Origin of the sequence: uncultured Veillonella sp., from assembly GCF_937981445.1 — a bacterium.
Classification (GTDB): Bacteria; Bacillota; Negativicutes; order Veillonellales; family Veillonellaceae; genus Veillonella_A.
In genome coordinates this window covers 63,232-75,902 of record NZ_CALJON010000008.1, presented here as the reverse complement: position 1 = coordinate 75,902, position 12,671 = coordinate 63,232, and the positions used below count along the sequence as shown (strand labels likewise).

Annotated in this window: 13 protein-coding genes and 1 pseudogene; 11 read left to right on the top strand and 3 right to left on the bottom strand. The window is 39.4% G+C overall.

All coding sequences use genetic code 11. The annotated features are described in order from the left end of the window. Position 1: 1 nt before the first annotated feature. Both pfkB and Q0376_RS01440 read right to left on the bottom strand, forming a co-directional pair. On the bottom strand, positions 2–907 hold the full coding sequence (gene pfkB / locus Q0376_RS01445; RefSeq protein WP_298703298.1) for a 1-phosphofructokinase: 906 nt from the start codon (positions 905–907) through the stop codon (positions 2–4). Next, positions 904–1,653 (bottom strand): DeoR/GlpR family DNA-binding transcription regulator, encoded by a 750-nt coding sequence (locus Q0376_RS01440; protein WP_298703296.1) that lies wholly within the window; start codon positions 1,651–1,653, stop codon positions 904–906. The genes pfkB and Q0376_RS01440 overlap by 4 nt, the downstream gene beginning before the upstream one ends. A gap of 498 nt (positions 1,654–2,151) precedes the next feature. Between Q0376_RS01440 and Q0376_RS01435 the strand changes: the two genes are divergently transcribed. Together Q0376_RS01435 and Q0376_RS01430 are read left to right on the top strand one after the other, a co-directional pair. Continuing rightward, entirely contained in the window at positions 2,152–2,979 is an 828-nt protein-coding gene (locus Q0376_RS01435; RefSeq protein WP_298703294.1) for a class I SAM-dependent methyltransferase, read from the top strand. A gap of 189 nt (positions 2,980–3,168) precedes the next feature. Further along, positions 3,169–4,131, top strand: a complete 963-nt coding sequence (locus tag Q0376_RS01430; protein WP_298703292.1) for an AEC family transporter — start codon at positions 3,169–3,171, stop codon at positions 4,129–4,131. Positions 4,132–4,238: 107 nt separating this feature from the next. Here Q0376_RS01430 and Q0376_RS01425 read toward each other — a convergent pair whose 3' ends face one another. Next, a complete protein-coding gene (locus Q0376_RS01425; RefSeq protein ID WP_298703290.1) occupies positions 4,239–5,465 on the bottom strand; it encodes a sodium/glutamate symporter in 1,227 nt (408 codons plus the stop codon). 582 nt (positions 5,466–6,047) lie between these two features. On the opposite strand from Q0376_RS01425, the gene Q0376_RS01420 reads away from it, so the two are divergent. The 9 genes and pseudogenes from Q0376_RS01420 (at position 6,048) to Q0376_RS01380 (ending at position 12,660) form a co-directional block, all read left to right on the top strand. Continuing rightward, positions 6,048–6,731: an HAD family hydrolase gene (locus tag Q0376_RS01420; RefSeq protein WP_298703287.1), complete on the top strand. Its 684-nt coding sequence runs from the start codon at positions 6,048–6,050 to the stop codon at positions 6,729–6,731. Between the two features lie 577 nt (positions 6,732–7,308). Further along, positions 7,309–8,451, top strand: a complete 1,143-nt coding sequence (locus Q0376_RS01415) for a 1-propanol dehydrogenase PduQ (RefSeq protein ID WP_298703284.1) — start codon at positions 7,309–7,311, stop codon at positions 8,449–8,451. A 172-nt stretch (positions 8,452–8,623) separates the two neighbouring features. Next, entirely contained in the window at positions 8,624–8,992 is a 369-nt protein-coding gene (locus Q0376_RS01410) for a BMC domain-containing protein (protein ID WP_298703281.1), read from the top strand. 5 nt (positions 8,993–8,997) lie between these two features. Further along, complete coding sequence (locus Q0376_RS01405; RefSeq protein ID WP_298703278.1) at positions 8,998–9,465, top strand: EutP/PduV family microcompartment system protein; 468 nt, start codon at positions 8,998–9,000, stop codon at positions 9,463–9,465. An 18-nt stretch (positions 9,466–9,483) separates the two neighbouring features. Beyond that, positions 9,484–10,326, top strand: coding sequence for an ethanolamine utilization protein EutJ (gene eutJ, locus Q0376_RS01400; protein WP_298703275.1), 843 nt, complete (start codon positions 9,484–9,486; stop codon positions 10,324–10,326). Positions 10,327–10,414: 88 nt separating this feature from the next. Continuing rightward, positions 10,415–10,675, top strand: a complete 261-nt coding sequence (locus Q0376_RS01395; RefSeq protein ID WP_298703271.1) for a EutN/CcmL family microcompartment protein — start codon at positions 10,415–10,417, stop codon at positions 10,673–10,675. A gap of 44 nt (positions 10,676–10,719) precedes the next feature. Next, positions 10,720–10,977: pseudogene (locus tag Q0376_RS01390) on the top strand (BMC domain-containing protein); the annotation flags it as partial. A 378-nt stretch (positions 10,978–11,355) separates the two neighbouring features. Beyond that, the gene (gene eutM, locus Q0376_RS01385; RefSeq protein ID WP_298703269.1) at positions 11,356–11,640 is read left to right on the top strand and encodes an ethanolamine utilization microcompartment protein EutM; all 285 of its coding nucleotides are present in this window, start codon (positions 11,356–11,358) and stop codon (positions 11,638–11,640) included. 15 nt (positions 11,641–11,655) lie between these two features. After that, positions 11,656–12,660 (top strand): phosphate acyltransferase, encoded by a 1,005-nt coding sequence (locus Q0376_RS01380; RefSeq protein ID WP_298703267.1) that lies wholly within the window; start codon positions 11,656–11,658, stop codon positions 12,658–12,660. Positions 12,661–12,671 lie beyond the last annotated feature (11 nt).

The window sequence follows — 12,671 nt, the reverse complement described above, 5'->3', positions numbered from 1 at the left end:
CTTACTCCTTTTCTAATAATGATTCAACTTGCTCACGAGTGGCTAGCCATTCGTTGAAGGCCGATGCGGAACCAGCTGCAATACCAAGGGATAAGGCGCGTTTATAATGGCCTTCGCTTTCTAAGTAGCCCGCTAGGAACCCCGCGACCATAGAGTCACCAGCACCAACGGAGTTTACAACAGTTCCTTGCGGTACGCCGTGACGATGAACAGTCCCTGTAGCATCGACTAAAATAGCGCCATCGCCGGCCAAGGATACAAGCACATTTTGAGCGCCTTTGGCTTGTAATTGGCGAGCTCCTTCGATGATGTCATCCTCGGAATGAAGCTCTTTTTGTAACATGGCGGCGAGTTCATGATTATTGGGCTTAATTAAAAATGGCTTATAAGGTAGTACATTGAGTAGTAATTCATTAGTGGCATCTACAATAATGCGAATCTGACGATTCGATAGGCGTTCCATAATATCTTTATATAAAGTACTAGGTAGGGTATTAGGAATGCTGCCAGATAAAATTAAAATATCCTGTGGCTTCAACCTATCAAGTTGATCATATAGCTTTTGAATATCCAATGGGCTAATGCTCGGTCCTTGAGCATTAATTTCGGTTTCCTCTTCACTTTTTAGCTTTACATTGATGCGGGAGTTACCTGTTTCGAGGCGGATAAAATTTTCTTCACACCCTTCAGCGCGTACTTGGCGTACGATTTCTTCGCCTGTAAAGCCAGCAATAAAACCGAGGGCTGTATTGGGATGGCCTAAATGCTTTAGCATAATAGATACATTAATACCTTTACCACCAGCTAAAATGGCATCTTCATAGGTGCGATTTACGGCGCTAGGGGTGAAGGTTTTTAGCCTCATAATATAATCGAGTGATGGATTTACAGTGACAGTGTAAATCATGGCATAACCTCCTTGATAGTAGTTTGGGCTTTGTAGGCCTCATTAGGAACCTTGGTGGTAATAATAGTGGCATCGCTTAGTTTTGCAAAGGTGACAGGGGTAATTGTGTCAAACTTTGACTGATCAGCGAGTATAAAAGGATGATGGCACCGATGAAGGGCGCTTCGTTTGATGGCCGCTTCGGTTGGGTCTGGTGTAGTGAAGCCACTTTTTAGACTGATTCCATTGGTGCCAAAAAAGCCTTTCGTAAAGTTAAAGGCTTCTAATTGTTGTAAGGCTGTTTGCCCTACGATGGCACCGGTAATGGCTTTTACTTCTCCGCCCAATAGAATTACGGATGCACTATGGCTGGCTAGCCAAGCAGCATGGGCCGTACCATTGGTTACAAAGGTGACCTGCCGGGCTGTTATAAAAGGCAAGACTAGTTCCGTTGTAGTGCCCGCATCAATGAAGACAAAGTCATTATTTTTGACCAGCGTAGCGGCATATTTGGCGATAGCTTCTTTTTCCGCGCGAAATAAAGCTGCTTTGGTGGGCACATCAGGTTCAGTGGTAAAGTAGTTGCTTTCATTGCTGACGGCACCACCATGGACTTTTTGTAAGAGTCCTTGCCTATGAAGTTCATTTAAATCCCGCCGAATGGTGGCTGGGGAGGACTGCAATCGCTCTGTCAATTCTTGTACAGTTGCAGTCCGTTGTGTTTTTAGCAAGTTTAGAATATGGACTTGCCGTTCTTCAGATAACATAGGACGTCTCCTTATAAAAAAATATGTGCATAGTATTCACTTTTGCTTGTATACCTATAATATACTGGTAAAATAATGACAAGTCAATCATAAGCAATCAAAAACAATCAATTATAATCAAAAAGCAAAATACTCTCGTAAATTGCTATATAGGTATGCATAATTTAAACTTGTCACAAGGGTAAAATAAGAGTATTCTTTATATAGAGAAATATAAATATAATAAAGATTATCATTTAGGGATATATATGTATTTTTCTACAAATAATGTATTATTCACATGCATAGCGCTGTATGGCTGTAACATGCAAGGCGTCAGTATTGTATTATGTCAGACGTAAGAGTGTAGCACGGTATATGGGGCGAGTAAGAATGTAATGCTATAGCTGGCGGTAATACGAAATCAGCATCGTACTACGTGAGACGTATAGTATGTAATGAGTAATAGTTAAGTCTCGTATACAGACGCTTAACTATATTAAATAGAAGGAGGGACTTATGAAGGATACTCATGTAACCCTAGTGAAGGAAGAAATTGCGACTTGGTTAGAGGAGCAAAAGTCTTGGAATGATCGGTCAGAGTTTTTTGTGGAACTTCATGAGCGCGATGACAGACGGGCACAAGTGGTACATTTTTTAAGTTATTTGAAAGAACATAATTTATTACCTGAGTTGCCAGCTAAAACATTAGATATTGGCTGTGGTGTAGGCGATTATGCCCTAGGGCTTGTAAAAGAAGGTTTTGATGCAACCGGTATCGATTTATCGGACGGGATGATTGAAGGGGCGCGAAGCCTTGCCGTAAAAGAGCATTTGCCCCTTGATTTATATGTAGGTCCTTGGAATGAAATTACGCGCCTATCCTTAGGCTGGGACCGAGAATTCGATTTAGTATATAGTTTCTTCTGCCCTGTTATGTTTGAACCAGACAATATTCGGGCTATGTCGCAAACGAGCAAGGGCCATTGTTTGTTAGTAGCCTTTGCGGGGCGTAAAGATACGATTGTAGAAGCGCTAACTACTCATTTTTATGGACCTGGTGATTTTGATTGGCAGGCCAATATTGATGGTGCTTTAGAGGTAGTTAATGAAATTGGCGATGCTGTGCATGTGGATTACATTACAACGCCAGAGGAAGAATACTTCACTGAAGAGGAGGCCCTTCGCTACTTTACTATGCGCCTTCACAGTGAGTCTTGGGGCTCCGTGGAAGACATGAAAGAGGCTATAAAACCTTTATTAGCGCCTTATAGAACAAGTGATGGACGTATTAAAAATACTACGGAAGACAAGGTGGCTTGGATCTCTTGGGCACCTAAGCAATAAAAAGAGTACTGGGCACTTAAGCAATAAAAAGGATGCTGGACGACTAAGCATTAAAAAGGATTGCAAGGTATAATCGATACATCAAAATATAAACTTTTAGTCTAGAGACCCTTTTCTTTTATTCTGTAATCTTGTAATATACTTAAGTAATATTAAGTATAGATTGCATATGGAGAGAAGGGGCGCTTTATGATTTGGCATATATTTTTGACTACTATTATGCCTATTTTACTGTTGGTGTTATTGGGCTATAGTATGGATCGTAAGTTCGGCATGAACTTAGATACCTTAAGTAAGCTAAATTTCTATGTGGTGGCGCCAGCATTTTTATTTTTAAATACCTATAAATACCATTTTACTGGTGAGAGTTCACAGATTATTTGGCTCACTATCATTAGCTTCTTTGTCCTATGGCTAGGTAGTTTGGCCTTGGAACGAGGTCTTCACTTAGAGAAAAGTCAGTGCGGCATTTTTAGAAATGCAGTGCTCTTTAATAATTGTGGTAATATTGGGGTCCCTCTTATTGTGTTTATTTACTCCAATGAGCCTTTCTTAGAACAAGGGGAACCAATATGGCTTGAAGCAGCTATTGCCGTGCAGATTGTAGTATATATTTTCCAGAGCATTGTAACCAATAGTTTAGGCTTTTATTTTGCCGGTGCAGGTAAAATGAGCCGCCATGATGCTATTGTATTAGTGTTGAAAATGCCCATTATCTATGCTGTTGTAGGTGCTTCCGTTCTTAATGTGGCGCAGATTCCGTTAGAAAATACATTTTTCTGGCCCGTCCTTACGAATATAAGTAATTCGCTTGTATTGGTGGCATTATTTACCTTAGGCGTTCAATTAGCGCGTACACCGTTTAATTTCTTTACAGGACAGGTTATGTGGGGCACAGTGACTCGCTTGTTCTTTGGACCATTGTTAACTTGGCTTTGTATTTTAGTCTATGAAGCTTTGGTGGAGCCAGTGGCGCCTTTAGTTAGTCAAGTGCTCATCATATCGGCTGCCGTTCCTAGTGGTGTTACAACAGCACTCATTGCAGCGGCTTTGAAGTCTCACTCTGATTACGCCACCCAAGTGGTAGTTAGTACCACTGTTTTTTCTGCTATTACCTTGCCTTTGGTAATAATGGCAGTTAAGATGATTTAACTTAATATAAGAGAATAGGACATAAAAAACTGAGGCCTCACTCTCATAAGAGAGGAGACCTCAGTTTTTTTATAGCTATTTCGTTAGCAAACTAAATTGTTGTAGGTTTACCAAGTCCAAGTGGCCATCCAAGTGATTAAGATGGCATTGACAAAGTCAATGAGGAAGGCCCCTACAAGGGATACTACGAGCCAAGCTTTAGGTGATGGACCATATTTTTCGGCTAAGGATTGCATATTAGCAAGACCATTTGCAGTAGCACCCATGGCGAAACCAATACCGCCAACGCCAAGCATTACGCCATCGTAGTTTTTGCCGAATAGTAAGAAGTATCCAAGCCAAGCAAAGACAATCATCAATACAGTTTGAGCAAGTAAAATAACAACTAATGGTAATGCAAGGTGAATTAATTCATACAGTTTTAAACTGTTAATTGCCATAGTAACGTATACAGTTAAGGCTACTTCGGATACAACGTTTAAGCCGCCTCCTTGTACACGGGCTAGTTTAGTAAAGTCACAGAAGTTACGAACTACTGCAGCTACTAACATGGAGCCGATATAGGCAGGTAAGGTAATAAATTGATTTAAATAGTCACTTAAAATAGAGCCAAGACCAACGGCTACGAACACGAAGCCTGCTGCTTTTAGTACGCCGTCTACATTAGTATGTTCTTCTTCTTCAAGAATGGACATATCATATACATGAGGTTCTAATGGATCCGATGAAGTGGAATTACCTGGTGTGGCAATTTTATAACGTTTGATTAAGAATTCGCCAAATGGACCACCGAGAACTAAGGCGATAACCATACCGAAGGTAGCAGCTGTAATAGCTACTGTTTTAGCCCCAACGATGCCATATTGCATTTCAAATTGAGGACCGAAGGCAGCCGAGGTACCAAGACCACCCATTAAGGATACGGCACCAGCTAAGATACCATAGTGGAAGTCAATGCCCATAGCTGAGGCAATAGACATACCTAGTAAGTTTTGGAAGAAGCCGAGGATGGTGGAAACAACTAGATAGAAAATAAGTGCAATACCACCGTAACGGACTAACTTAAGGCTCGCCATCATACCAATTGTGGTGAAGAATACGAGTAATGCTACGTTTGACAATGTATTGTCAAAGGTTACTTGTACAATACCCATGTCATACAAGCCAGACACAATAAATGCAAATGGTAGACCACCGATTACTGCTGCTGGCAAACTAAGTTTTTGTAAAATAGCTACATGATTTTTTATGTATAAACCAATGTAGTAGGTTACAAATGCTAGCGCTACTGCTTGAACGCTATTGATATTTATGGTCAACATTTCATTACCCATAAATAACGCCCTCCTTTTGATAATATTAGTGCATATAAAGCTCTATTTGACCTTTTCATTATACTATGTGAATGGTTAATAATACAATATATTTTTCGAGATTTTTCTATGTATACATAATCCATGTATTACAGATAAGCCCGTTATTTTGTAGAAAATAGGAGATTTTGTGTAGTAAGAAATAGAATACCATATTCTATACATTGATAAAAAATTCATTTTAAAGGAAAGAATATAAAAAATATAGACTCTACTATATACGTAGTGGCTATATTTAAATAATCTGCTGAAAATAAAATAGTTAATTAACATACATTGGATTGATTTATGCTTGATATAAAAAATATTCTTATTTGCTAAAAAATCATAAATTATATATAATTAAGTCATAATTAAGGTTTAATTAAAATTTTAAATAAATTAGTGGACGTGAATGATACATTAGTCATATGAGCATGTACTATTTAGTAGTATAAGCTATATTATTAATGTATATATTATTATGTAGTAGTATTTAGAAATATGTAAAATTTGTAGAAATTGAAAATTGTAGACATATGTAGTGATTTGAGGAATTGTATTATGAATATACTGTTTTGGGATATAGATGGCACAATTATTGATACGGGCATTGCCGGACAAGCGGCATTAGATGCAGTGTTTACTAAGCATGTAGGGGGCGAACGGCCTACTTTGAACATGACCATTGGGGGGCGCACTGATCGCTATGTGGCGTGGCAATTTTATATTGCTGCCTATAAAGCGGCTCCTAGTGAGGCCCAATTAGATGAGTTTATTAGTTATTATGAAGACGAATTGTGCGATGCCTTAATAAGATATAAACGCCCTGTGTTATCTAATGTGGCATCTATTTTAGAGCAGATTGATAAAAGTGACACTTGGGAAAACCGATTATTTACGGGAAATCGTTCGCGAGGAGCGAAGAAAAAACTAAGTGTATATGGTTTGGAAGACTATTTTAACTGGTCACAGAGTATATTGGCTGATGATTACATAACAAAATTAGAAGTGGCGAAAGAGATAAAGGGTAAATTAGGACTTTCCTATGCAGACTATATCGAAAAATTTATTTTTATTGGTGATACTATAGCCGATATCAATTTCGCTCATTGTGTAGGTGCTAAATCCATTGCAGTAGCCACCGGTGCATGTTCTAAAAATGCCTTAAAAACGGCAAATCCCACAATTTTGTTAGACACATTACCAGCTACAGAAGAATTTTTCCAATTGATAAACACACTTTAACTAATAGTATTTTTAAAAAGATTAACTTATCTATACAGAATAAAAACATAATTTGAGACCGCTAAAAATTAAGGAATCATATCAAATTTGTATAGCAATTTGATTCATTGCTAGTTATATGATGCTTGTGAATGTGTTATAGTTATTATGTTAAAAAGTGATGGCACTTGATATATGTGGTAAAGGTGTGCAATCACCCGCCTTTTATAAGTTCAATAAAATTTATGTACTCCATAAATTTTATTTGTGAATTGCATTTACCGCAATGTGTCATCTATACAATATTTGGACTATAAAAGCTGTTCTCATCTTTACATAGTAAGAAATAGTAAAGTCACGGATTGGGATTACAAAAGTTTGTAATAATTGAGCCATACTGGTTTTCATTTTGTAATACATATAGCTAACGCAGTAGCCCGAATTGTGCGTACTTTTTTTTAATCAAAAAAGAATGCATAATTAATATGCCATTTTGTAATGTAGCGAAAATCGTTTAAATTAGGGCCATAAAAGGCTTTATAGATATAAATTTGTTAATTAATCCAAATATAAAAGAGGTATTTGAGGAGGGATATGAGTGGAACAATTTAAGTTTACAGGGCAAGTATTTAGTGGCGACGATAGCCTGTCCGTACTGTCCCAGATTAACTGCCATAGTGCGTTGCTTGTAACCGACAAATTCATGGTTGAATTTGGCTACTTAAAAGAGGTTGAGGCCCTATTGGCTAATAAAGGCATTACCGTATCTTGCTTTGATGGTGTATTACCAGATCCAAGCACAGCAGTTATTGCTGAAGGGGTTAAGGTGTATGCAGCAGCTAAGCCAGATTTAGTGATTGCTGTAGGTGGTGGTTCCGTTATTGATGCGGCGAAAGGGATTATGTATTTTAATCGTCAAGTTGAAAGCAGTTCACAATGGCAGAAACCTACCTTTGTAGCGATTCCTACAACGAGTGGTACTGGCTCAGAATGTACGTCTTTTGCGGTTATTACTTCAGAAAAGGGTAAAATTTGCATCATTGAAGATTGGTTAGTACCAGATATCGCTATTTTAGATGCAAACTATACTATGGGCGTGCCAGAAAAGATTACCTATGATACAGGGATGGACGTTCTAACTCATGCCTTAGAAGCTTATGTATCGACAAATGCCACTTCCTTTACGGATGGGCTAGCTGAAAAGGCAACTCGCATGGTATTAGAAAATTTGCCAAAATTGAAGCTTAATTTAAAGGATAAAGCAGCACGCCATGAGATGCATAAAGCGTCTTGTATTGCGGGCATTGCGTTCTCCCAAGCAAGCTTAGGTTTAAATCACAGTTTAGCTCATGCCTTAGGTGGCCGTTTCCATGTACCACATGGGCGCGCCAATACAGTTTTGATTGAAACGATTATGGACTACAATGTAGGCGAAGGGCATCTAGAAGGTAATGCGGTGGCTAAAAAATATGCTGAACTAGCTAAAGCTGTAGGTTTGTCAGCCCGTACTGTGAGAGAAGGGTATATGAACTTACGCGCAGCCATTGTAAGTTTAAAGCAGAACTTAGGGGTTCCTAAAAACATTCAAGCCTTAGGCATTGAAGAAGGCGAATTTAACAGTGCAATTAGTGATATGGCAAAAAATGCTATGGAAGATAGATGTACGCCAACAGCACCTAGACAGCCTAAGGTAGAAGACATTGAATGCCTTTATAAAAAGGCTTATACGCAACGCTTTTAATCCTAGTACATAAGGTAAACAGTAGTTTGTGTAGGGGATTACGTAAGTGCCCTAGTGGTAGTTACTACTAGGTGGTACAAACGTTGTATACATTACACAGACCTAAGGTAGTTATACTGGATGGTACCAAGGCATTGTTTTATATGCTAATGAAGAGATTGGATGTGTTGGAATGAAGAATTTATTTTACGGCAATGGATCAGGGAATGATAAGGCACGTATCATACAAGAGATGGTGCCGGGGAAACAAATTAGTTTAGCCCATATTATTGCCTCTCCTAGTCCTGATTTATATGAACGCTTAGGCATTGATCCATGTGGAGCCATAGGGATTTTTACAGTCACACCAAAAGAAGCCGCCATTATATCCGCCGATATAGCGACTAAGGCTGCTAATGTAGAAATTGGATTCTTAGATCGTTTCACCGGCTCCTTGGTTATTTATGGTGATGTGGCTAGTGTGGAAGCAGCATCAGTGGCCATTTTAGATGTGCTAGAAAAGATGCTAGGATTTCCTCCAGCTGAAATTACGAGAGCGTAAATCCTATGATAAAAAAGCGCATTATGATTGTAGGGCCAGGGCGTAGTGGCAAGTCCACATTGGCCAATATATTCAATGAAGTGCAAAGACCAGCACGTCGTACACAAGATATTATTTATGGTAAGTACACCATTGATACACCTAGTGTGTATCTGGAAATGCCTCATAATTATAAATATTTAGTGGCTACGTCCCAAGAAGCTAATGTGTTGGTATGTGTTATAGACCCTCTAACAGAGACGACTACATATCCACCATTATTTGCTACATCTTTTAATTGCATTCCCGTGGGGGTTATATCAAAAGCTGATTTAGCTAATGAGCGACAACTACAAAATGCAAAGAAGTATTTAGTCCAACTTGGCATTGAAGAAGAACATATTTTTACTCTCGACTTACTAAAAGCCCTAGAAGGGGAGAGTACTGCTGAATTAGAGGCATTACTAGCATATCGAAAGCATTGCCGAATTTAGCATAGGCAGGAGGATAGTTTGAAGAATACAACAGATTTTACGTATTGTGATCAATTAGTTGATACATTTGAAAAAGTGGTTAAAAAACCAATTAAGAAGAAGTCCTCCACTTATTATGTTGGTGTTGACTTAGGTACAGCCTTTGTGGTTGTAGCCGTGCTTAATGAAAATAGAGAGCCTGTGGCAGGGGCTTACCAATTTGCCAATGTAGTAAAAGATGGCATGGTAGTTGATTATGTAGGAGCTGTACAGCTTGTGCGTGAAATGAAGGAAAAATTGGAAGCCACATTAGGGACAGAGCTAATTTATGCCGCTGCTGCTATTCCACCAGGTACGGAAGGTGTTGATGGAGGCGCTGTAAAGCATGTGGTACAGGGCGCGGGCTTTGAAATTACAAAGCTTCTTGACGAACCAACTGCCGCGAATGCAGTACTTAAAATTACTAATGGCGCCATCGTAGATATTGGCGGTGGCACCACAGGGATTTCCATTTTTAAAGATGGCAAACGCGTATATGTAGCGGATGAACCAACTGGTGGTACACATTTTTCCCTCGTTCTTGCGGGAGCTTATCAAATGGAATTTGACAAAGCGGAAAGCTTTAAACGAGATCCTAAGAAACATCGCGAAATATTACCAATTTTGACGCCAGTTATTGATAAAGTAGGATCTATCATAGAGAAACATATTGAAGGGTATGATATTGATACTATTTACCTTGTTGGCGGTACTTGCTGTTTAACGGGTATAGAAGATGCTTTGGAGCGTAAACTCGGCCTCAAAGTAGTAAAACCTCATAATCCAATGTTTGTTACCCCATTAGGAATTGCATTGGAATGTACTGATGAAATCATGCCTTAAGTTATATGTTGCTTGTGATATAGACTGGCTAGTCTCTATCAAGTTAAATAAAGCGTAGACATAATAGAGTATGTACAAGGAGTATAGTATGCTGGCAGCAAAAGTAATTGACAACATTTGGTCTACACGAAAGGCTGAGTCTTTAATAGGCTTAAAGCTCATGATTGTAGAAGTTTTAGATGATAAGGCCGCCGTATCCCGCCTCATCGCTGCCGATGTAATCGGTGCTGGCATTGGGGAACGCGTACTTGTTACTACAGGGTCAGCAGCACGCCGTATGGTGGGTGATGACAATATTCCTGTAGACGCAGCCATCGTTGGAATTATTGACGAGGACTGCACTTTCTAAGGTTTTTCTCAAAACATATATACATCACAATAGAAAGGAGAGACATGATGGATGCATTAGGAATGATTGAGACTAAAGGCTTAATCGCAGCCATTGAAGCCTGTGACGTGATGCTAAAGACAGCGAATGTTTCGCTCGTTGGTAAGCGGAAGTCTACTGCAACGTTGGTGACGATTTTAATCACTGGTGATGTAGGTGCTGTAAAAGCTTCAGTAGAAGCCGGCGCAGCCGCTGCTGAAAAAGTGACACCTGGCTCACTCTTATCTGCCCATGTGATTCCAAGGCCAATTCAAAACATTGAAAAAGCATTTGGTCCTGAAGATAAAATTAAAAAACCTTCTGGATCAGGGGAAAAAACAGTGGACGAGGTGATGCCGGAGGTAGGGAGCGCATCATCAGAAGATGATGCAAGCCATGCCAAAGCCGAAGAGGCTCCAGCCGAAGCTAGTTCAGAGGGATCACAAGAAGAACTAGTTGAGGACGCTGAATCTCAAGGTGAACTATCTTTTGATAGTTTACAAAAAATGTCTGTGTCAGAGTTACGCAAATTAGCAAGACGACAACCAGACTTAGGTATTTCCGGTCGCAAAATTTCATCGGCCAATAAACAAAGTTTGCTTAATTATTTACAAGCACATTACAAACATTAATCGTTTATAAGGAAACTGGAGGAACATGTTATGAAAAACGAAGCATTAGGTTTAGTGGAAACAAAAGGTTTAGTAGGTTCTATCGAAGCAGCTGACGCAATGGTAAAAGCAGCTAATGTATATTTAATTGGTAAAGAAACTATCGGTGGTGGTTTCGTAACAGTTATGGTTCGCGGTGATGTAGGGGCTGTTAAAGCAGCGACTGATGCAGGCGCAGCTGCAGCACAACGAGTTGGTGAACTTGTATCTGTACACGTAATCCCTCGTCCTCATACGGATGTAGAATTAATTATTCCTCATGCTAATGAAGCGTAATAAGGACTAGTTATTATGAATATGATGGAGCAAATCAAGGCCGAAGCAAAGCCGTGGCGCAAAAATATTGCAATGCTTATTGATGCTGATGCACGTATGCTTCAAGGGGCAGCACAAATTATAGATGCTGGATTTGCCACGGTTACCTTGATAGGTAAAAAACAAGAAATCTTACAATTAGCTGCCGCTAACCATATTGCGGTGCAGCATATGACGATTGTAGATGTAGCAACCGACTATCGGTTACGCTCTTTAGCTAATAGTTGCTTAAAAAACAAAGGGCAAGCACAAGGACTTGGTTATGAACGAGCCATTGAACTGCTCACGACAAATCCAGCCATATTTGCCTTAATGTTTGTAGCAGCAGGTCATGCGGATGGTTTAATTGTAGGAAACTCGTACAAGTATAGCACAATTGCAGAGGCAGCAACGCAAATTATAGGCCTTAAAAAAGGTCAAAGTGCCATTGCTTCTACTACAATTATGCATACTAAAACACCAGAGTATGGTCAGCAAGGCGTTTTATTCTTCAGTGATTGTGAAGTTGTAAAAAATCCAACAGCTGAACAATTAGCTGATATTGCTATAAACACTGCAGACCTTGCCGAAAAAGTATTTGGAATTGGAGTACCACGGGTCTCCTTACTATCTTTCTCTAGTAAAGGTAGTGCATCAGATCCGCTTGTAGACAAAGTGGTAAATGCCTACAACATTGTGAAAGAAAAGCATGTTGTACATAAAATTGATGGAGAGTTACAATTGGACGCTTCCATTGTGCCATCCGTTGCGAAAAGTAAGGCACCACAATCTGACGTAGCAGGAAAAGCCAATGTATTGATTTTCCCAGATCTTAATGCAGCAAATATTGGGTGTAACTTAGTGAAACTATTTGGTAGCGCCCAAGCATTTGGACCATTGCTCATCGGAGCAGCCAAGCCAGTGCAGCGTGTACCAGAAGAGTATTCAGTAGAGGATCTTGTGAACTTAGCAGCCATTACAGCTGTTGAGAGTACATTATAGTATGTATTAGC

What these genes read in the sequence shown, in the direction of transcription:
- Q0376_RS01430 (WP_298703292.1), top strand. Translation starts at nt 3,169, where the DNA reads ATGATTTGGCATATATTTTTGACTACTATTATGCCTATTTTACTGTTG.
- Q0376_RS01420 (WP_298703287.1), top strand. Translation starts at nt 6,048, where the DNA reads ATGAATATACTGTTTTGGGATATAGATGGCACAATTATTGATACGGGC.
- Q0376_RS01425 (WP_298703290.1), bottom strand. Translation starts at nt 5,465, where the DNA reads ATGGGTAATGAAATGTTGACCATAAATATCAATAGCGTTCAAGCAGTA.
- Q0376_RS01405 (WP_298703278.1), top strand. Translation starts at nt 8,998, where the DNA reads ATGATAAAAAAGCGCATTATGATTGTAGGGCCAGGGCGTAGTGGCAAG.
- Q0376_RS01395 (WP_298703271.1), top strand. Translation starts at nt 10,415, where the DNA reads ATGCTGGCAGCAAAAGTAATTGACAACATTTGGTCTACACGAAAGGCT.
- Q0376_RS01440 (WP_298703296.1), bottom strand. Translation starts at nt 1,653, where the DNA reads ATGTTATCTGAAGAACGGCAAGTCCATATTCTAAACTTGCTAAAAACA.
- eutM (WP_298703269.1), top strand. Translation starts at nt 11,356, where the DNA reads ATGAAAAACGAAGCATTAGGTTTAGTGGAAACAAAAGGTTTAGTAGGT.
- Q0376_RS01380 (WP_298703267.1), top strand. Translation starts at nt 11,656, where the DNA reads ATGAATATGATGGAGCAAATCAAGGCCGAAGCAAAGCCGTGGCGCAAA.
- Q0376_RS01435 (WP_298703294.1), top strand. Translation starts at nt 2,152, where the DNA reads ATGAAGGATACTCATGTAACCCTAGTGAAGGAAGAAATTGCGACTTGG.
- pfkB (WP_298703298.1), bottom strand. Translation starts at nt 907, where the DNA reads ATGATTTACACTGTCACTGTAAATCCATCACTCGATTATATTATGAGG.
- Q0376_RS01410 (WP_298703281.1), top strand. Translation starts at nt 8,624, where the DNA reads ATGAAGAATTTATTTTACGGCAATGGATCAGGGAATGATAAGGCACGT.